This window comes from Micromonospora arida (assembly GCF_042873195.1).
Lineage (GTDB): Bacteria > Actinomycetota > Actinomycetes > Mycobacteriales > Micromonosporaceae > Micromonospora > Micromonospora arida.
The window spans coordinates 67447-87832 of sequence record NZ_JBIALC010000018.1 but is presented as its reverse complement, the minus strand read 5'-3'; the positions used below and the strand labels follow the sequence as shown (position 1 = coordinate 87832).

The 20386-nt window shown below is 68.7% G+C and carries 16 protein-coding genes and 1 tRNA gene; 11 read left to right on the top strand and 6 right to left on the bottom strand.

The annotated features are described in order from the left end of the window. Positions 1-8: 8 nt before the first annotated feature. Positions 9-1223 (bottom strand): FUSC family protein, encoded by a 1215-nt coding sequence (locus ACFYP0_RS31885; RefSeq protein WP_355498662.1) that lies wholly within the window; start codon positions 1221-1223, stop codon positions 9-11. A gap of 65 nt (positions 1224-1288) precedes the next feature. Beyond that, complete coding sequence (locus tag ACFYP0_RS31880; RefSeq protein WP_355498665.1) at positions 1289-1585, bottom strand: DUF6582 domain-containing protein; 297 nt, start codon at positions 1583-1585, stop codon at positions 1289-1291. A 153-nt stretch (positions 1586-1738) separates the two neighbouring features. On the opposite strand from ACFYP0_RS31880, the gene ACFYP0_RS31875 reads away from it, so the two are divergent. Then, positions 1739-2041, top strand: a complete 303-nt coding sequence (locus ACFYP0_RS31875; protein WP_355498668.1) for an amphi-Trp domain-containing protein — start codon at positions 1739-1741, stop codon at positions 2039-2041. A gap of 73 nt (positions 2042-2114) precedes the next feature. Here ACFYP0_RS31875 and ACFYP0_RS31870 read toward each other — a convergent pair whose 3' ends face one another. Beyond that, positions 2115-4790: an RICIN domain-containing protein gene (locus tag ACFYP0_RS31870; RefSeq protein WP_386998460.1), complete on the bottom strand. Its 2676-nt coding sequence runs from the start codon at positions 4788-4790 to the stop codon at positions 2115-2117. A 1292-nt stretch (positions 4791-6082) separates the two neighbouring features. Here ACFYP0_RS31870 and ACFYP0_RS31865 point away from each other — a divergent pair. Genes ACFYP0_RS31865 through ACFYP0_RS31855 form a run of 3 tightly spaced genes read left to right on the top strand, consistent with a single transcriptional unit; the run spans position 6083 to position 9596 of the window. Continuing rightward, complete coding sequence (locus ACFYP0_RS31865) at positions 6083-6685, top strand: DUF4956 domain-containing protein (protein ID WP_356976164.1); 603 nt, start codon at positions 6083-6085, stop codon at positions 6683-6685. Then, positions 6682-7503 (top strand): polyphosphate polymerase domain-containing protein, encoded by an 822-nt coding sequence (locus tag ACFYP0_RS31860; protein WP_356976162.1) that lies wholly within the window; start codon positions 6682-6684, stop codon positions 7501-7503. The genes ACFYP0_RS31865 and ACFYP0_RS31860 overlap by 4 nt, the downstream gene beginning before the upstream one ends. Next, positions 7500-9596, top strand: coding sequence for a CotH kinase family protein (locus tag ACFYP0_RS31855; RefSeq protein ID WP_386998464.1), 2097 nt, complete (start codon positions 7500-7502; stop codon positions 9594-9596). The genes ACFYP0_RS31860 and ACFYP0_RS31855 overlap by 4 nt, the downstream gene beginning before the upstream one ends. 51 nt (positions 9597-9647) lie before the next feature. Here ACFYP0_RS31855 and ACFYP0_RS31850 read toward each other — a convergent pair whose 3' ends face one another. Further along, on the bottom strand, positions 9648-12632 hold the full coding sequence (locus ACFYP0_RS31850; RefSeq protein ID WP_386998459.1) for a glycoside hydrolase family 3 protein: 2985 nt from the start codon (positions 12630-12632) through the stop codon (positions 9648-9650). Positions 12633-12875: 243 nt separating this feature from the next. After that, positions 12876-13226 (bottom strand): DoxX family protein, encoded by a 351-nt coding sequence (locus ACFYP0_RS31845; protein ID WP_386998458.1) that lies wholly within the window; start codon positions 13224-13226, stop codon positions 12876-12878. 199 nt (positions 13227-13425) lie between these two features. Here ACFYP0_RS31845 and ACFYP0_RS31840 point away from each other — a divergent pair, with 199 nt between their 5' ends. The 6 genes from ACFYP0_RS31840 (at position 13426) to ACFYP0_RS31815 (ending at position 18267) form a co-directional block, all read left to right on the top strand. Next, positions 13426-16545, top strand: coding sequence for a hypothetical protein (locus ACFYP0_RS31840; RefSeq protein WP_386998457.1), 3120 nt, complete (start codon positions 13426-13428; stop codon positions 16543-16545). Positions 16546-16644: 99 nt separating this feature from the next. Beyond that, positions 16645-16977: a hypothetical protein gene (locus tag ACFYP0_RS31835; protein WP_355498680.1), complete on the top strand. Its 333-nt coding sequence runs from the start codon at positions 16645-16647 to the stop codon at positions 16975-16977. Further along, complete coding sequence (locus ACFYP0_RS31830; protein ID WP_386998456.1) at positions 16974-17402, top strand: MerR family transcriptional regulator; 429 nt, start codon at positions 16974-16976, stop codon at positions 17400-17402. The genes ACFYP0_RS31835 and ACFYP0_RS31830 overlap by 4 nt, the downstream gene beginning before the upstream one ends. Continuing rightward, on the top strand, positions 17399-17743 hold the full coding sequence (locus tag ACFYP0_RS31825; protein ID WP_355498685.1) for a YnfA family protein: 345 nt from the start codon (positions 17399-17401) through the stop codon (positions 17741-17743). Before ACFYP0_RS31830 ends, ACFYP0_RS31825 begins: the two co-directional genes overlap by 4 nt. 118 nt (positions 17744-17861) lie before the next feature. Beyond that, on the top strand, positions 17862-18089 hold the full coding sequence (locus ACFYP0_RS31820; protein ID WP_386998455.1) for a hypothetical protein: 228 nt from the start codon (positions 17862-17864) through the stop codon (positions 18087-18089). Next, complete coding sequence (locus tag ACFYP0_RS31815; protein WP_386998454.1) at positions 18064-18267, top strand: hypothetical protein; 204 nt, start codon at positions 18064-18066, stop codon at positions 18265-18267. Before ACFYP0_RS31820 ends, ACFYP0_RS31815 begins: the two co-directional genes overlap by 26 nt. An 8-nt stretch (positions 18268-18275) precedes the next feature. Here the strand turns inward: ACFYP0_RS31815 and ACFYP0_RS31810 are convergent. Further along, positions 18276-18351: transfer RNA gene (locus ACFYP0_RS31810), tRNA-Lys, on the bottom strand. Between the two features lie 335 nt (positions 18352-18686). On the opposite strand from ACFYP0_RS31810, the gene ACFYP0_RS31805 reads away from it, so the two are divergent. After that, positions 18687-20366 carry a Na+/H+ antiporter gene (locus ACFYP0_RS31805; RefSeq protein ID WP_386998453.1) on the top strand — a complete coding sequence of 560 codons (1680 nt, stop codon included), beginning with the start codon at positions 18687-18689 and terminating at the stop codon, positions 20364-20366. Positions 20367-20386: the final 20 nt, after the last annotated feature.

The window sequence follows — 20386 nt, the reverse complement described above, 5'->3', positions numbered from 1 at the left end:
CGGGCAGCTCAGTCCCACTCGTCCGGTTCTGCCGCCCGTCGCACCAGCGCCGCCGCTTCGCGGGCGTCCAGTCCGCTGGCCATGAGCAGGTCGTGCGCCGAGGTGTAGCAGTCACCAGCGGCGATCATGCCCGAGTAGCCCAACCGGTGGGTGTGCGGGCGGGTGAGATCCGATGTGACATCTCCCTGCGCCTTCCCAACCAGCTCAATGGCGGCCAGAATCTGCTGGCGCGCCTCCAGCGGCTCCGCCTGCGTACGGATCGCGCATCTCAGGCTCTGCACACTGGCGGCCAGCAGGTCAATGGCCGACGGGAACTCCTCCGGCAGCGGCTCGTCGTCGAGGACGGCCCTCGTGAGCCGCCTCGCCATCCCGCGAAAGCTGTAGAGGCTGCGCTCCATATGTCGGACTGCGTCGGTGTAGTAGAGCAGGGACGGGCGTTCGTGCCAGCGCAGCGGCGCCAGTCGCACCACCTCCTGTGCAGCGTTGAGCCCATCATCCAGTGCGACCAACCGAGGGCCGAGGAGACGTAACGCCCCCAGGCTCCGCTGCGCGCCATCAAGATCCCGAAGGCGCAGCGCAGCGGCCAGGTCGTGCAGGGCCCTGACGGCCGGATCAATGACGGGTTCGGCCAGCCGCCGCACGGTCCGCTGCGGGTGGATGGGCACCAGCAACAGTCCGACCGCCAACCCGACCAACCCACCGACCGCCGCGTCGACGAAGCGAGGGATGGACAGGTCACGCACGGGCGGTTCCAGGGTGGCGATGAGCACCGCGGTGCCGCCGGCCTGGGTGAGCAGCGATCCACCCCCCTTGAGCAGCACCGCGACGATGATCGCCAGTACGACGACCACACCGGTCTGCCAGGCCCCGATGCCGAACAGCGGCATGAGCGTGTCACCGACGGCGAGGCCCAGGACCACCCCGACCAGCAGCTCGACGGTGCGCCGCAGGCGCGTGCCCATCGATGCGGCCACGATGCCGACCGCGGTGGTGGGCGCGAGCACCGGGGCGGGATTGCCCAGGAACTGATACCCCACGAACCAGGCGATCGACGCCGCGATGCCGGCCTGCACGGCGAGCAGCCCGAAGAGGCGCAACCGCCAAGCGCGGACGCGCAGCCCGTGCCGCACCCGCTCGCGCAGGCCGGCCCAGATTCGATCGACCCGGGACACCCGGTGCCGGGGCGGGTCGTTGTCAGCTGCCGGCTCCTGCTTGGCGGGCATCCGCGCCGTTTACCCGGCGGAGCCGAAACTATCCGGCGAGTGGGCCGAATCGTGCGGTTGCCCGGTCAGTGAGCGGGATTCGGGGTGTGCGGGAGCTTGCCCAGTTGGCGCCAGTTCGTCTCGGCGACATCGACATCGTAGTGCTTGGCGGCGACGAGGATGTTCTCGAAGGCCAGGTCGCGGTCCGCGTCGGTGACGCCCTGCACCTGGTCGAACCGGGCAACGGCGTTGCGGACGTGGCTGGCATCGGTCATCGGTTCCTTGCGTTTGCCGGGGAACGCGAAGACGGTTTCCGGCAGCTCGCGCTTGTCCTTGTCCGACAGGCCACCGTGCTTCTCATGGGGCTTCCAGGTGGATTTCATCGCCCAGCATTACCCGCGCGCTGTCCGGCAGCACCTCCGAAGCCGACATTTTCCGGACCAACGCCACCGGCAAGATCCATATCATGCCGACACCCCGGGTCGAGGCCGAAGCCCTGCACACGTCGTCCTTTGTGGAGTGCGAGCATGGTCGACATGGATATCTATGAGGACTCCCGTACGGTGTCACGCTCCGACCTGGCCGCCTGGCTGCGCCAACTGGCGAACCAGCTGGAGTCTGACGGACGGCTCTTCTACGGCGCGGCGGGCGCGGTGACGGTCGCGGACACGGTGCGGTGCGAGCTGGAGATCGAGCGGGAGAACGAGACGGAGGTGTCCGTCGAAATCGAGTTCTCCTGGACCGAGCCCACGCGCGTCAAGGTGGCGAACGAGGAGGAGCCCGCCAAGGACGACGAGGCCGCCCAGCCGACCGAGGCCACGCCGGAGGCCGCCAGCTAGCGACGTCGGCAGCGCCGACCCAGAAGTAGCCGGGGCCAGGCCCGTGTCGGCCTGGCCCCGGGGTCTGGTCGGGTCAGCTACGCAGCGTCCACCGCTGGTTCGTGCCGCCGTTGCAGGACCAGAGGATGAGCTTGGTGCCGTTGGCGGTGGCGGCGCCGTTGGCATCGAGACAGAGCCCCGACTGGGCGTTCGTCACGGTGCCGTTGGTGTTGACGTTCCACTGCTGGTTGAGCCCGCCGTGGCAGTCCCAGATGATGACCGCGGTGCCGTTGGCCGTGCCCGCCCCGGAGGCGTCCAGGCACTTGTTGCCGTACACGGTCAACTGCTTGCTGGCGGTGTGGGTCCACTGCTGGTTGGTGCCGGTGGAGCAGTCCCAGAGCTGGGTCTGGGTGCCGTTGGTGGTCGAGGAGTTGGGCACCTCGACACAGCGACCGGACTGGCCACCCACGAGTTGCCCGCCCCCCGTACCGCTGCCGCCGCCCTGCTGCTGCCGGACGATCGAGGTCGACTCGGCCGACCGGTTGCCCTGTGCGTCGACGACGTACAGCCGGTACTCGCCCTGAGTGGCCGGCACGGCGATGGACGTGGCGGTGCCGGCGGCCCTGGTCATCGTCGCCCCGGCGGTGAAGGTGGTCGTGCCGTACGGAGCCAACCAGACCGACCTGGTGGCGTCGCCGATGCTCCGGATCGGGATCGACGCGGTGGCACTGGTGACGAAAGTGCTGGCCGGCAGCACATAGTTCGGTGCGGAGAAATTGCTCGCCGGAATAATGTCCCGGTACGCGTCCTCAAGGCCGGAATTCGCGGCGATGCCGTACGCCGCCGCCGGCCAGACATAGTCGGAGGAGACGAGGATGTCGGCGACAGTACTGTTCGGCAGATTCTTGTTCGAGACCTTGTTGATAGGCCCGTAGATCTGCGTGATGCTCAAATCGTGCTTCCGCCCGAAGTCATCCGAATTGATCATCCAGGTGACGTTTTTGTCGATACTCAGGACGTTGTCGCGGAAGGTGATGAATGCCGAGCCCTCATCCGGGTGCAGTCCGTACTTGTGGCCCGACGGAACGCCCTGGAGGTAGTTGTTGGTGATGGTGGTCCCGGGCTGGCTCCCGAGCGTGTAGATGGGAGCCGTGTCACTGAGACGCTGCACCGTGTCGATGATGTGGTTGTAGCTGATGGTGTTGTTTCTCGCCGTCGTGGTCGGCCGGTTCGGCACGATCGAGCCCGACGATCCGTCGAAGTTCCACCAGCCCCAGCCGAGCGTGATGCCGGACCACGGGGCCTTCTCGATCCGGTTGCGCTGGATGGTGAGGGTGTCGGCGAAGTACGCGGAGATGGGGCTGTGCCCGTTGAACAGCACCGCGCTGTCGTAGAGGTAGTTGTTCTTGATGTCGATGTTCTTCGGTAGCCCCTCGACCGACGCGGAGTACTTCTCGCGGTTGGTCGACGTGCCGTCCCCGATGTAGACGTGCTGGGGATGACCGACGGTGATGGCGGACCCGGCGATGTCGTTGGTGTGGTTTCCGATCAGCTGGGTGCTCTGCACATCATTGATCATGTTGATTCCGTCGGCGCCGGTGTGCTCGATCCGGTTGCGTTGCAGCAGGAGACCGTCGGCGTTTTGGATCTGGACGATGCCGGGGGTGACATCCACGTTGCGGTAGTAGTAGACGTGGAAGTTGCCCTTCGCGTACACCTGCGCTCCGAGATTGCCCTGCTGCGCCTGCTTGAAGGACGAACCGGCGACGTTGAACAGGTTCCAGTCCGAGTGCCGCACCGTCAGACCGGAGAACGTGATGTTGCGGGCATGGCTGGTCGTCGAGGTGCCGGCGACCCGCAGCACCGTGGTGACGTTGTTCGGCGCGTAGACCGTCGCGGTCGACATGTTCTCGGCGCTGGCCTTGTAGTAGTAGACCGTTTTGGCGCCCTTGTCGAAATAGAATTCACCGGGCGCGTCCAGGAACTCGTACGCGTTCATGAGTTTGTGGGTGCCGCCGACCTGGGCGTTGCCGTTGAACGCGCCCTGCGCGATGGCCGCGCCTGGTTGCTGGAAGAGAGCGACCCGGTTCGCACCGTCGGAACTCGTGGTCACCTGGCGGACGCCCACGATGGCAGTGGTCCAGGTCGTACCCGTCTCGATCTCGATGTCGTCCTGGTTGCGCGGAACGGCGGGAAAATCGTTCAGGCTGTACTTGGCGCCGTCGCACTGCGAGCCCGACTCCCAGGCCCACGAGGCCTGGTTGGCCGTGATGTTGTACGTCCCGTAACAGCCCGCCGAGCTGATCGTCTTCGACGCCATGTACGCGCGCTTGTCATTGACGTAGAGCGCCCGCAGCTTGTTGGCGCGGTCGAGCGGCGCCTTCCAGATGTTGCCGCTGTGCTGGCTCCACCCGGTCACCGGGACGCCGCCGTCGAGGACTGGCTTCTCATTGGCGTAGGCCGCGTAGCTGACCCGGAATCCGTTGGTGCCGGAGTCGCTCGACCCGAATTCGACAGTGCTGCTCACCGGATAGGTTCCACCACGGAGGTAGACGTTCACGTCGCCGGTCATGTTCGTGTTCACCGTACGAACGATGTCCCGGGCACGTTGCAGAGTCCGGAATGGCGACTGCAGTGTGCCCGGATTGGCGTCGTTACCGTCCGGGGCGACATAGTAGGTCGCCTGGACCGCGGCCGAGGCCGGTAGTTGGTTTGTCAGCACTGCTGGCAGTGTGGCGGCGACAAGCGCCGCCACCGCCAACACTGACATTCGAGCGGTGGATACGGCTGACTTCACGTCTGTTCCTCTCACTGGTCGTCGATGTGGTGCCCAAAGTGCGTATCGAGCGACGAGTACGGAACAGCGACGCCACTAAGGGCCGGCGGGGACTTCCGTCGCCCCGACCGCACTCTTTGTTAACTGCCCCGAAATTCTTACTGGGAGCGTAGGTCACACGTCTGACCAATGCAACCGGCAATTGGAGGGCGTCTATGCAGAAATGCCCTCGGATCGGGCAGATCAACCCTGCCAACCGTGCGTCCCTGCTGACGTCGTCCGACGAATCCACAGCGACGACACGGGGCTCGTCGTCGCTGCCCGCGACCACTCGCACGCACCTCGGCGATCGGCAGCTGAACGGCGGCGTAGACCTTTGGTCCGCAGCGCGGCGCTGAACGTCGTGAGCCATGAGGGCGCCCCGCCGCCAGGCCAGGGACCGCCAGGCCAGGGACCGCCAGGCCAGGGACCGCCAGGCCAGGGGCCGCCGGCGGTCCGGCCTTCCTTTGGAGCTGAATCGTCTACGACATCACCGACAGCCGGCCCCCTCGAACCGCCCCGCGACAAAGCCCTCACGCGACGCTCCGCGCGATCCCCTCGCGATCCCCGCGACGCCAGTCGGTCCCCCGCGCGATCCCCGCGATCCCGCCGCGGGGCGGTTTCGCCCGCCCGGTTCGTCGCGATCCCACTGCCAGGCGGTTCGCCCGCGGTCGTCGCGATCCCACTGCCAGGCGGTTCGCCCGCGGTTCGTCGCGCCCACCACCAGGCAGTTCGCCAGCACGGTTCGTCGCGACACACCCGCCACGGATTCCCTTGCCTGATTCGTTTGCGGCATCAGCTCTATAGGCACCGAAGTCACTGAACCCCGCCGACGCTGGCGGTGCCCGCCCCACCGGGCGCCACCGGCCAACGGGCACGAGAGGCTCAGCGGCCACCCCGGGTCGGACCGACGATCATCCCGCCCCAGGAACCGACCCCAGGACCGATCAATCGAGACGCCGTGACGCCCGAAAGACTCCGAAAGTTTCGGCGGTCACGCGAGCCGAGGTGGCGTCCCGGGCATGCCCACGTCAAGCACACCGCACCTCGCCAGCTGGCCCAGGGACCTGCCTGCGCGCACGGATCACACATTGACTTACATTGATGTTCTGCTTACAGTCACCAACGAAATACCGAAAGTTTACCGAAAAGTAGCCTGGAGGTCCGGCCACCTTCCGCAGGTCGCCACGCAGCGACTGCGGCCTGGCGTCGGTCCGCTCCGGCGTGAACCAGGAGGAACCCCAGCGATGTCGCAGCTCGTCCTGTTCGCGATCGACATCTGCGCGGTGGCGCTGCTCGTCTTCGGGCTCTACTTCCCCCGGCACCGTCGGCGCGACCTGGTCGTCGCCTATCTGGGGGTCAACGTCGGCGTCCTCGCGGTGGCGAGCGCGCTGAGCGCCAGCGACGTCGGGGCCGGGCTCGGGCTGGGGCTGGCGCTGTTCGGAGTGCTCTCCATCATCCGACTCCGGTCGACGGAGCTCGACCAGCACGAGGTCGCGTACTACTTCTCCGCTCTCGCACTGGGCATTCTCGGCGCACTCAGCACCACCTCGGTCTGGCTCAGCGGAGGCCTGATGGCACTCATCGTCGCGGTGATGTTCGTCGGCGATCACCGACGGCTGCTCCGGCACTACCGGCACCAGATCATGGTGCTCGACTCCGCCGTCACCGATCACGTCGCTCTCGTCGCCCAGCTGGAGCAACTGCTCAACGCCCGGGTGCACAACGCCATCGTCCAGCGGCTCGACATGGTCAACGAGACCACAGTGGTCGACGTCCGATACTCGGTCGCCCGGCGCAGCGCCGCGGCCGGCACCGGCAAGGCGGTACGGGCCGGAGCGCTCCGATGAGCGCGCCACCGCTGGCGACCCTGGCGCCGATCGCACTCGCCGAGGTGATCGACCGGGCAGCGCTGCAGTGCAGGGTGGACCGCAAGTACGTCATCACGGTGGACGAGTTGCCGCATCTGCTGGACCAGCTCACCCCGTACGCCCGGGTGCTGGACATCGATGGTGAGCGCAGCTTCCGGTACGAGTCCGTGTACTTCGACACGCCCTGCCTGGCCAGTTACCACTGCGCCGCGTACCGGCGGCGCAGGCGCTTCAAGGTACGGACCCGGACCTACCTCGACTCCGCGCAGTGCTGGCTGGAAGTGAAGATCAGCGGGGCGCGCGGACGGGTCACCAAACACCGACTGCCGTATCTCGCCGAGGACCGCCGCACCGTCCGGTCCGGGCGAGGGTTCGTCGACGATGTGCTCGACCGGGAGTCGATCCTGTCCAATCTCAGCGGCAGCCCGCTCGAGCCGGTGCTGGTCACCAGCTACCGTCGCTCCACTCTGCTGCTGCCCGCAACCGCGAGCCGGGTCACCATCGACACCGGGCTCACCTGGCAGGACGGTGACCAAACCCTGCGACTGCCCGGCATCGCCGTGGTCGAGACCAAGACCAGCTCGGCCCCCTCGCTGGTCGATCGTGCGCTGTGGCAGCGCGGCACCCGGCCCGTACGCATCTCGAAGTACGCCACCGGTCTCGCGGCTCTCCGCCTGGACCTTCCCGATGTGCCGTGGCGTCGGACGCTACGCCGCCATTTCCGCGCCGACCCGTCCTCGGCGCTCCTGGAGTTGCCCGTTCCCACCCGATCAGAACAGGAGGCATCGTGCGCATGAACACCCGCAACACCGGTCTTCCGGTGGTGGCCCTTCGTGCCGCCGGGATCGCCGCCACCGCCGTGTTGGTCGCAGGCCTCCTCGTGGTGTCTTCGCCACCGGCCGGCGCCGAACCCGTCGCCGCTGCCCAGACCGCCCAACCGGTCACCGAACTCCTCGCCGGCACCCCGGCCGCCGATGCCGCCGCAGCACCGGCCGCGGCAGAAGACCTGGTCGGCGACATCACCTTCTCGGTGCCCAGCGGCACCTTCCAGGGGGAGGTGGCGGTGACGCTGAGCAGCACGGTCAGCGGTGCCCAGATCCGCTACACCACCAACGGCCAGCCGCCCACCGCCCAGTCGTCGCTCTATTCGGGCTCGGCGCTGCGCTTCACCCGCACCACCCAGTTGCGGGCACAGGCGTTCGTCGGCCAGACAGCGACGGGTGCGCCCGGCACCGCCATGTACGCCGCCCAGAACGTCACCACCGCCCACGACCTGCCGGTGGTACTGATCGACTCGTACGGTGCCGGCCGGCCAGACCGTGAGTACTTCGACGCCACCACCATGATCTTCGAACCGACGGGCGGCGGTACCACATCGTTGGCGGCCGCCCCGACGCTCAGCACCCGAGCCGGATTCCGGCTGCGCGGCAACTCGTCGGCGACATTCGAGAAGACGCCGTTCCGCGTCGAGTTCTGGGACAACGAGAACGACGACGCCGACTACCCGGTGCTGGGCATGCCCGCCGACTCCGACTGGGTGTTGCGCGGCCCGTTCCCCGACAAGGCGCTGATCCGTGAGGCGCTCGTCTACGACCTCGGGCGCGAGATGGGGCTGCCCGCCCCGCGCTACGCGTTCGCCGAGTTCTACCTCAACACGGACGCCGCACCGGTGGGTGCCGGCGACTACATGGGCGTCTACATGTTCATGGAGACGATCAAGAACTCCAAGGACCGCCTCGACCTCAAGCAGTTGGACTCCGACGACGTGACCCTGCCGAAGATCCAGGGCGGGTACATCTGGAAATTCGAGTGGATGGCGGCCGAGGAGCCGACGTTGCCGTGCACCGGGCCGGCGGCCACCTGCTGGAACTACCTTGAGGTCGCCGACCCGTCGCCCCTGCAACCGCAGCAACGGGACTGGCTGCGCGGTCACCTCCAGGAGTTCAACGACGTGCTGCACTCGTCGAACTTCGCCGACCCGACCACCGGATACCGCAAGTACATCGACGTCGACTCCTTCATCGACCTCATGATCGTCAACGAGCTGAGCCGGGAGATGGACGCCTACGTCCGCAGCTCGCACTTCTACAAGGACCGGGACAGCAAGATCTTCGCGGGTCCGCTGTGGGACTTCGACCTCAGCTTCGGCGTCGGTGGATTCTTCGCCAACGACCAGGTGTCGGGCTGGCAGCACCAGCAGACCCGGCAACCCTCGGCCAACGACTGGTTCGCCCAGTTGCTGCGCGACCCCGCGTTCGTCAACCAGGCCCGATCGCGCTGGCAGACGCTACGACGGGGCCTGCTCTCCGACGCCGCGCTCCAGACCCGGATCAATGCTCTCGCGACCCCGCTGACCAACGCGGCCCAGCGCAACTTCCAACGCTGGCCCAACCTCACGGCACCGACGGTCAGCTTCTTCCGCACCCCGACCTCGCCCACCTGGCAGGGGCAGGTCCAGGTCATGCGGGACTGGATGCTGCGACGCGCCGCCTGGCTGGACTCCACCGCCGGCTGGGGTGGTTCCGTCACCACCCCACCGCCCACCACGCCACCGCCCACCACGCCACCGCCCACCACCCCGCCGCCGACGGCCGGCTGCACCGCGACGTACGCGGTGACCAGCCAGTGGACCGGCGGCTTCCAGGGCGAGGTACGGGTCACCGCCGGCCCCTCGGCGATCAGCAACTGGACCGTGACGTGGACCTTCGCCGGTGGCCAGAGCGTCGCCCAGGCCTGGAACGCGACCGTCACGAGCCAGGGGTCGGCGGTCACCGCCCGCAACGTCGCCTACAACGGGGCACTGGGCGCCGGCGCGAGCACTGCGTTCGGGTTCCTCGGTTCGTCGAGCGGCACGCCCAGTACACCGGCGCTGACCTGCACGGCGAGCTGACCCCACCAATGGCCCGGGCCGGGTCGACGATCGACCCGGCCCGGGCTCCGGTCAACTGATGGAGAATTCCGCCAGCCGCAGCGGGGAGTCGAACACCAGGTACACGTTGCGGGTGCCGACGGCCCGGGCCAACTCGGTGCGGGTGCTGACGTACCGGTAGTCGTCACCGGTGCTGGGCACGGTGGCAGTGCCGAGCAGCCGGCCGGTGGGCGACCCCATCCGGATCTGGATCGTGCCGACACCCGCACCGGCCTTGGCGACCTTCGCGGTGAAGGTGCGCGCGCCGGCACGCAGCGCGGAACCGTCGAAGGAGATCCACTGACCGGGGGCGGTGGCACCGACCGCCGTACCGCTGGGTTTCGTCTCGTCGACGAGCCGGACGCCCGCGTACCGGTCGAAGTTCTCCGCCCTGGTGGGCCGGGACAGGTCGCGGGCCGGGATGGTCTCACCGCGGACCCGGACCGCGGCGCGGGCCCGGATGTCCTCGACGGACGCCCCGACCATCAGGTCGTGGACGGACGACTCGACCACCCACCGACTGCGGGTGACGTCCCAGTGCGCCAGGTCGGCGGCGGGCAGGCGCAAGGTCACCGTACGGGTCTGCCCGGGCGCGAGTTTCACCTGCTGGAATGCCTTGAGCTGGCGGATCGGGGTGGTGTCCCGCGAGGTGCGCTGGTGGGTGTAGAGCTGAACGACCTCGGTCCCGGCCCGGCTGCCGACGTTTGTCACGTCGACACTGGCCGTGATGGTGCCGTCGGCCGCGACCGACTGCGCACCGGCACGCAGCTGGCCGTACCGGAAGCGGGTGTACGACAGCCCGTGGCCGAACGGGTAGAGCGGCTTCGCGCGGCTGTACAGGTAGGTCTGCCCGGACGAGATGATGTCGTATTCAAGCAGGTCCGGCGGTAGTTGCGAGTCCGAGCGGTACCAGGTCTGGGTGAGCCGGCCGGACGGGTTGCGGTCACCGAAGAGGACGTCGGCGACGGCGTGACCGGTCTCCGCGCCCGCGTGGGTGGTCCAGACGATGGCCGGAACGTGTTCCTGCTCCCATCGGATGGTGACCGGGTAGCTGGTCTGGAGCACGAGCACGGTCCGCGGGTTGGCCCTGGCCACGGCCTTGACCAGCGCCTCCTGGCCGGCACTCAGCGCCGTTGAGGTCCGGTCGTGCGCCTCGCGGCCGTTGATGAACGGGTTGCTGCCGACCACAAGCACGGCGGTGTCGGCCGCCTTGGCCGCCGCCACGGCCCGGTCGATTCCGCTGCTGATCACCTCGCGACTGAAGTGGGTCGCGGCGGCCGGGGTCGATGCGCCGAGCTTGAGGGCGCCGTCGTCACCGATGGTCACGTACGTGTCGGCGCCGAACCAGCTCTCCTTGGTCTCGTAGCCGACGTAGCGCAGCACCACTGTTCCGTCGGTCTGCGGCTCCAGCTTGAACTGCTGCTGGACGTACCAACCGTTCGGCTGCTCGTCGCGGGTGAGGAACGGCCCCCAGTTGTAGCCGAGGTAACGGCCGTTGGCGGCGTTGCGCAGCGTCACCACATCCTGCCCCCAGTCGACCACGTCGAACTGGGCGACCAGCGCCGGGGTGGCGCCGGTCCCGAGGACGCGGTCGGCGTCGGTGGTGCCGGTGGCCGAGACATACCGGCCGGTCGACACGTCCTTCAGCGCGATCCGGTCCGCCCCGTCGAGCCCGCTCACACTGGCCGAGCTGCCCAGCCGTTCGCGGATGCCGCCGAGCGCCGTCACCTGGTACGGCAGGTCGCCGCCGTACCAGTCCGAGTAGAGGGTGTCGGCCAGCGGGCCGAGCACCGCCACCTTGCGGGTCCGGGCCGGGTCCAGCGGTAGCGCCTGCCGCTCGTTCTTCAGCAGCACCATCGCCTCGCCGGCGGCCTGCCGGGCCAGTCGCTGGTGTTCCGGGCTGTTGATGACGTCCGGGGTGATGCCGCCGAACGGGCCGCCGCCCGGGTCGAACTCACCCAACCGGAACCGGACGTTCAGGATCTCGCGGATCCGGGCGTCGATGTCCGCCTCGGAGAGCAGGTCGGTCGCCAGCGCCTGCTTGATGGCGGTGATGGTGGGCTGGGCGTTGGTGTCGTCGGTGATGAAGCTGTTGAGGCCGGCCTTGATGATCGCGGCGTTGCCCTCTGCCTGGGTGGCGTAGTACCCCTGCGAGGCGACGAGGTTGTTCGGCGCCCAGGCGTCCGTGACGTTCATCAGCGGCTGGTCGGTCCAGTCGCGTACCACGGTGGCCAGGTCCGGGTCCACGGTGGCCGGACGGCCGTTGACCAGGTTGTACGCGGCCATCATCCCGGTCGCCGCGTCGGCGGCGATGGCCGGCTTGAAAGCGGCGCGGTCGTACTCGTTGAGCACCCGAGGCGGCACGTTCGAGGAGGTCACGTCGCGTCGGACCTCGTTGTTGTAGGCCAGGTAGTGCTTGAGGGTCGGGGCGCTCTTCAGGTGGTTGGGGTCACCGCCGGTCATCCCCGACCCGTACGCGGTGGAGATCTCGGCGGTGAGCAGCGGGTCCTCGGAGTAGCCCTCCTCGTTGCGGCCCCACCGGGGGTCGCGGAGCAGGTTGACCACCGGCGCCCACAGGTTGAGCCCCCAGACCCGGGGGTTCTGCGCGTGGTAGCCCCGTGCCTCGTCGCCCACGGCCGATCCGACCTGCCGGATCAGCTCGGTGTTCCAGGTGCTCGCCATGCCCACCGGCTGTGGGAAGACGGTGCCGCGAGCCTTGACCACCGCGCCGTTGTTGTCGATGTCCGTGGACCAGGCCACCCCGTGCAGCGCCTCGGTGCCGGTCTTGAACAGACCGATGCCCAGTCGGGGAATGGCCGGCTGGTACTGGTGCAGCCAGGAGATCTTCTCGTCCTGGGTGAGCCGGCCGAGCAGGTCGTCGACCCGGACGTTCACGGGTAGGTGGGGATCTCGGAACGGGTAGGTGGGTTCGGCGAGCGCGGTGCCGGGAACGGCCGGTAGGGCTAGCAGGGCAAGCGCGAGCGCGGTGATTCCGCGCCGAAGGCGCCAGTTCCGCATGCGGTTCTCCTCATGTCGTACGACAGACGCCCAGCGGGGCGCCGAGACCGGCGTGACCAGGCTCGACACCCGGCTGACGGGCCTGAACGACGAATCGTCGAAGCGCTTCGACGACCCGGCCGCGTCACCACGGCCATGATTGTTGTGATCCGCGCAACTATAGATGCCCGCCTATGACAGGGCAATACCGGCTCACCTCGCGATGCCGACGCCCACGGCGCTTCTCACGTCGGAGCTGACGATTCACCAGTGGTAGAGCACGTTCACTGTCAGTGCGGCCACCACGGCGACGAAGAACACGGCCCATCCCACCAACTGGCGGGAGCCGACGCGCAGGTGTGCGATGAGCGCGCCGATGAAATACAGCACCAGCCCGGCGGCGGCGAGGGTGCCCAGCACCGGTACGGCGAAGCCGGCCAGCAGCCCTAACGAGCCGGCCGCCAGCGCCATGCCCAATCGCGGCACCCACGACCGTGGCACGCGCTTCATGTCCGCCTGGGCCTTGGGATAGTCGTGGCCGATCAGGTAGGTGACGGCGGCGATGCCGGTGAAGATCGACGCGAGAATGGTGACAGTGACATAGGCAGCGAACATTCTTTCCTCCGTTGTGTTTGCTCGCCTCCTGGACGATCTGGCGCAACGGAATGTGACGGCTGCCTGCGCCGAGCTGATGGACCAGGCGTTCGCCGTCGTGGCACCGGCCCTCGACGCGCCTGCCGCGTCACCCGCCGGCGGCTGAGCGCGAGTCAGCGCGGTTTCAGCGCCCTTTCAGGCAGCTCAATACGTTCGCGGCATGACATTCACACGTTCCACGCGCACCAGGCGCGGGACCGCCGTGCTGGCGATGGTCGCGGTCACCGCGGCGAGCGTGCTCTTCGGTGAGCCCGCGTCAGCCGATCCCGTCCCCGTCCCCGTCCCGCAGGCAGCGCTCACCGACCGGGCCTTCGGCCAGGTCGCCGAGATCCATCTCCAGGGCGCCGCTCGGATCACTACCGTCGTGCTGTCGGCCGAGTTCGTCCAGTGGCACCGGCTGCACCCGAACGCCACGGCCGAACAGGCACAGACCGAGCTCACCGCGCGCCAGCAGCTGCTCAACGAGTCGCTGACCACGTTCGACCTCCTACTGCCGGAACAGGACCTGCTGCTCAAGTCCGTCGACATCCTGCTCGGCACGCCCGGCGGCGACACCTCGACCTCGCCGGAGATCACCGGCCTGATCGGGGCCGTGATCGGCAAGACGGTCGAGCCGTGGGACACCCGCGAGGAACTCGCCTCCGGCGCGCTGCGGACCGCCCAGTGGCTGCGCGGCCGTGACGACGCTCTCGCCGCGGTGTGGTCCGCGGTCCGACAGGCGGCGGCAGCCAGCGCGCCCGTCGCCACCGCCTGGAACGCCGTCCTCGGCGAGCCGATCGGGGTGGACGTCACCAACACCTACGAGGAGCTCCGGCAGGATCCCGGACTCTCGCATGTCGACCTCGACGCGATCCTGGCCCTGCGGGACGACTCGGTGGCGTACGTCGCGGCGGCCAAGCAACAGCTGGCCTCCCTGCACGCGGAGTTGCTCGGCCTGAGCCTGGAGATCCGTCTCGAGATCGGCGAGAACAACCAGAAGTGCCCGCCGGAAGGGCCGCCGAGCGCCGCGTGCACCGCGGCGGCCAAGAAGGCCGCCGAGGACCGGGACAAGGCTCGGCAGCAGACGCTCTCCGACGTCAAGGCCGGGGTGGGCATGGTCTCCACCATCATCGGGTTCGCCGACCCCGACGCCGGCAAGAAGTCCAAGGTGATCGGGGAGGCGGTCCTCACCACGATCAGCGCGATCTCCAAGTACGCGGCGGCGATCACCGGCCGCGGCCTCGCGGGCTCGATCTTCAGCACCGCGACGTTGGCGATGACCGGCAACGTCTTCGGTGCGGTGATGTCGGTCGTCGGGCTCTTCGGCACCAGCGGACCGTCGCTGGACGCACAGATCCTGGCCCAGGTCAAAGCGTTGCGCGACGAGGTGCGGGCCCTCGGCGACGAGATGCGCGCCAGCTTCGCGCGGGTCGAGGCCCAGATCAACACGGTGTACGCGAACATGATGGCCCAGTTCGACAAGTTGAACGCCGCAATCGCCGGCAACACCGCGCAGATCACCCTCGTCCAGCAGCAGGTCGCCCAGCTCGGCCTGCGCCTGGAGGACATCGCCGCCACCGTGCTGGCCGCGATCGGCGACGTCACCCTGCACGACGCCCGCGCCGACATCAACAAGTACATCGGTTACCGGGAGAACTTTGGTCAACCGATCCCGACGTACGGCGAGTTCATCGGTCCGGAGAACGAGTTCCACCTGACCTCGACACAGCTGGCCAGCGGCGCCGCCTTCGTGGTGCCCCGGACCGACGCCGACAACCCGGCGGTCGACCCGACCACCGTGCTGAACAGCTTCGGCGAAGCCCGGTCGATCAACTACCTGGCCCGGGTCGCCAACGGACGTGACCCGTCGATGGTCGAACCGTCGACGCCGGTCGGCAACCCGACGGTGTGGAACCTCGGCGCGCAGGCGTACGCCATGTTGATGCTGCAGAACCCGACGTACGCCGCCCAGGTCAGCGCCGGCCGCGCCGCGCAGATCGAGGCGGAGGGCACCCGCATCGCCGACCTCGCGGCCAGCTTCGGTCGACCGGCCAACGGCAACGCCAACAGCCTGATCACCGGGCTGGTCAACGAGTACGTCGCCGCCACCAATGAGCTGTCGACCGCGCTGGCCGCCTTCCGGACCAACGAGGTCCAGGTTCGCTATGAGCCGGACGCCAACGGCGTACAGGTGAAGGTGCCCAAGAACTACGACCTGTTCTGGGACACCGACAAGCCGCTCGCCCCGGCGCCGGCGAAGGCCGACGAGGCGACGGTGCCCGCGTGTGAGGGCAGCAGGCAGATCGACCGGCCCAGCAACGTCCGCTACGACCTGATGTCGAACATGGTGCGGGCACTCCAGTACACGTACTCGCCGCGCCACGACGAGCCGCCGGCCGGCGTACGGGAGTTGCCCGAGGTCGGCTACTGCTACACGCCGAGTTGGGTCCACACCCGGCTGACGGACAACGGTGGAGTGATCCGCTCCTACGGCAAGCTGCGGTTGCAGATCCACAGCCGGTTCCGGCTGAACTCGTCCGCGGCCTGGCAGAACTCGCGCACCGCCGACTACACCTGGCCGGACGAGCAGGTCTACCAGGTCTACTGCGAGTTCTTCAGCTGTAACAGCCAGACCACGCCCGAGCAGGGCCTGACCCAGAAGTGGCCGTCCGGCCGGTACGCCTTCGCGAGCGGCGCGACGGCCACCAACAACACGGCGCTGGACGCCACGCTGACCCCGACCCTGCGCAGCTTCCTCCAGGCCCGGCAGAAGTCCATGTACGACCGGGTACAGGACCAGAGCACCCAGGTCAGCGGGCCGGTGCCCACCGCCCTGAAGAAGGTGAACACGGCGGCGCGGCTGCTCCAGGCGTACACCCGGTTGGGTCTGCCCAACGCGCTCGACTCGGACGACGTGCTGTCCGCGAACCTGTTCGGGCAGTACCAGATCCCGGTGAACATGCCGACGGACGCCAAGATCGGTAATGCCTACGCCAAGGCGAGCGGGAACTACGCGACCTGCGGATCGTCGCCGTGCTCGCTCGACCCCAGCCGCCCACTGCGCGACCAGGTCAGCCTCAAGGTGCCCTGCGAGCCCGCTGTCGACTCGTCGAACCTGCCCGGTGACCCACTGGGCGACTGCCTGATCACCAGCGCGCGGTCCCGCGCCAACGCGCTCATGCAGCGGTACGAGGTGTGGGCGGACCAGATGACCGCCGGTCTGCACCGCGAGCGGGTGCCGTGGATGAACGACACCCTTCTGGGCCTGCGCATCACGACCCGCCTGACCCACGCCAGCTGACCCAGGGGCGTTGCCGGCGTCTTCGGGCGCCGGCAACGCCGTCTGTCGTGACCGTCGGACTTGCATCCGGTACCCAGGTACACGCTTACCGTCGTCGGTATGACCACTGACTCCCAGGCGTGGGTGCCCGAGTCGTGCACCTTGCCGAGCGGACAACGGCCGCTGCGGCTGGCCGAGTTCGACGACCTGTTCGCCACCGCCCTGCTGGCGCAGCAGCGGCTGTCCCCCACCGAACTGCTGTGGCGTCTCGACCCGACCGCCGAGGCGACCGCACGGGACCTGATCGGCCGGGAAAGCTCCTGCTGCTCGTTCTTCTCGTTCACCCTCGCCGCCGACACCGGCACGCTGCGCCTGGACGTGCGGGTGCCGGCCGCGCACGTCGACGTCCTCGACGCGCTCGCGCTGCGGGCCGCCGCCGGGATGACGGCATGAGCGGTTTGCGCAGCGGCCAGGTCGCCGCCGCAGCCGGGGTGAACCCTCAGACGCTGCGCTACTACGAACGCCGCGGACTGCTCGCCGAACCAGACCGAAGCCTGGGCGGGCACCGCCTCTACCCAACCGAAACGGTCACCGTGCTGAGGGTGATCAAAGCGGCACAGCGGCTCGGGTTCACCCTCGACGAGGTCGCCGAACTCCTCGACGCGGGCCAGCACCGTCACGGTCGCCACCCCGACGCCGGCCTGCGGGTGCGTGCCCAGGCAAAGCTCGCCGAGGTCGAGGCGAAGATCGCCGATTTGCAGGTCATCGCCGGCACACTGCGCGCCGCGGTGAAGGCCGGCTGCGATGACCTCGTCGAGTGCGCCGAGCAGCCATGCTGCCCCATCCCCTTCACCACGATCGGTACGGTCCACGGATGACCGTCGTCCGCTCGATCCTGCTGTTCGTCGTCGCCGCCCTGTTCGAGATCGGCGGGGCGTGGCTGATCTGGCAGGGCTGGCGCGAGCACCGCGGCCTGTGGTGGATCGCCGCCGGCGTCATCGCCCTCGGCGCGTACGGATTCGTCGCCACCTTCCAACCCGACCCGAACTTCGGGCGCATCCTCGCCGCCTACGGCGGCGTGTTCGTCGCCGGATCCCTCGCCTGGGGCGTGATCGTCGACAAGTTCCGGCCCGACCGGTGGGACATCATCGGCGCCGGCATCTGCCTGATCGGCGTCGCCCTGATCATGTACGCGCCACGTTCGGCAGGCGGCTCCTGATCGCCACGAAGACCAGCGGCCCCGAAGTCCCCCGGCAGTTCGACCCCGGGAACCTGGGCATCGGACCGGTCCCGCACGCTCAGGCGCACGCTTTGCCCCCGCGTCGTAGCGTGGCAGGGTGGCAGCACCCCGCATGGCACCGCCGTCAGGGATGAGCCGCCGGCTGACGTTCCTGTTCGCGTTGGCGGCGGGTGTGGCCGTCGGCAACCTGTACTGGGCCCAGCCACTGCTCGGCTTCATCGCAGGCGATCTACGCGTCACGACCGCGACGGCCGGCTGGCTGGCTGGTCACCGCGACGCAACTCGGGTACGCCGTCGGCGTGCTGCTGCTCGTACCGCTCGGTGACGTCCTGGACCGCCGCCGGTTCGTCCCGATCATGCTGCTGGCCTCGGCCGCGGGAACGGCGCTCTGCTGCTTCGCGCTCATCGTGTGGGCGCTGGGACGTCGTGGTCCACTCGTGATCCGCGTCGCCCCGACGGAGAACGCAATTCAGGGGGCGTGGCCCGTTGGCCATGCCCCCTGAAATATCGCTGGTGCGCCGCCAGGGACTCGAACCCCGAACCCGCGGATTAAGAGTCCGCTGCTCTGCCAGTTGAGCTAGCGGCGCTCGTCGGCAACGGGACGAGACGTTAGCACGGTCCCGGGACACGCCGTCGCGGTGCGGGTCGACGGAGGTCGGCATGATCCGCACCAGGGGAGACCGCTTGCCCGGCAGGCACGGCAGCAGGCCGGCCGGGCCTGGGGACCGGTCCCGTCCGTGACGTTGACGTACCGGTGGTCGTCGCCGGTGCTGGCCGGGCCAGCAGTCGACCAGGTCCGGTTGATCAAGCGGGTACGCTCGTTACCGCTGCATGCCGCGCCAACGGCGCCGAATGGCCGGCTCGGCCGCGAGCCCGCAGCGGAAACGAAGAACCTCGCGCCGCTCCAGGGGGAAGTAACCAGGTGAGCACCCACTCGATGTTGTTGTTCGTGCTCGCCGCTGTCGCGGTCATCGTCGTCGTGCGGTGGGTGGCGGCCCGCACCGGGCTGCCGGCCGCGGCGCTTCTGCCGCTCATCGGCATCGTGTACGCGCTGCTACCCGGCCCCAACGTCGGCCTTGATCCCGACCTCGTGCTCATGATCGTGCTGCCGCCGTTGCTCTACAGCGCCGCACTGGACTCCTCGCTGTTGGACATCCGCCGGAACCTCCGCATCGTGGTCAGCCTGTCCGTGCTGCTGGTGCTCCTCACCGGGGTACTGGTCGGCATCGGTTTCCACCTGTTCGTCGCCGGGGCGACGCTCGCTGCCGGGATCGCGGTCGGCGCCGCCATCGCGCCGCCCGACCCGGTGGCCGCCCTGGCGGTGGGCCGCCGGGTGAACCTGCCACCGAAGATGGTCACGATCATTCAGGGCGAGGGGCTGCTCAACGACGCCACCGCGCTGACGATGCTCAGCGTCGCGGTGGCCGCCGCGGTGGGTGGTGAGTTCTCGTTCCCGTCCGCCGTTGCCCAGTTCGTGCTGGCGGCGGTCGGCGGGGTCGCCGTGGGAGCGGCCGTGGCCTGGCTGGTACGTCTGGCCCGACCGTTCACCGCGGACCCACTGTTGTCGAATGCCATCTCGCTCGCGACACCGTTCGTGGCCTACCTGTTGGGCGAGGAACTGCACGTCTCCGGGGTGCTCGCCGTGGTGGTCGCCGGGCTGATCGTCGGTCACAAGACGCCGCAGCTCACCTCGGGGGCCGCCCGGCTGCAGACCAGCGCGGTGTGGCGGCTGGTCGACTTCCTCCTCGAAGGCTTCGTCTTCCTGCTCATCGGCCAGCAGCTTCCCGAAGTCGTCAAGGGCCTACGTCAGTACGACACGTCGACCATCGTCACCGCTGTCGCCATATCGGTCGGCGTGGTGCTCCTGCTGCGCCCCGCGTGGCTGGTGATGACCCAGTCCCTTCCCCGGTCGCTGCACACCCGGCTGGGCGGCATTTCCGAGCAGGACGACCCCGACGAACCCGCGAGTGCCCGGCAGATCGAGCGCGCTGACCGCAACGCCCGCCGACTCACATCCCGGGAAGTGGTGGCACTGAGCTGGTCCGGCACCCGTGGCGTGATCAGCCTGGCCGCGATCTTCACCCTGCCGCTGACCACCAACAGCGGCGCACCCTTTCCCGACCGTGACCTCCTGCTGTTCTGCACCTTCGTGGTCGTCCTGGTGACACTCGTCGGGCAGGGCCTGACGTTCGCGCCGCTCGTGCGGATGCTGGGCCTGCGCGCCAACGAAACCGACCAGGCCCGCGTACGCAACGAGGCCCGCTCGGCGGCGGTCGAGGCCGCCCTGGCCCGCCTCGACGAGGTCGCCGCCATGGAACCGGACAGTGCGGTGGCCGTCAACACCACCCGTACGCAACTGCTGGCCCGACTGGCGCGCTACCGCGGGCGGCTGGACCTTCTGGAGCAGAGCGGCTCATCCGAGCTGCCCACCTCACCGGCGTACGAGACGGCGCTTCGGGTCCGACGGACAGCCATCGACGCGCAGCGCGAGGAACTGGTGCGCTGGCGCGACTCCGGCCGACTGCCGGACGAGGAACTCCGCGTCCTGGAACGTGAACTCGATCACGAGGAGCTGCTGCTCCCGAGGCGGACCTCCAGCTGACCTGCCGGGTGACGGCGCCG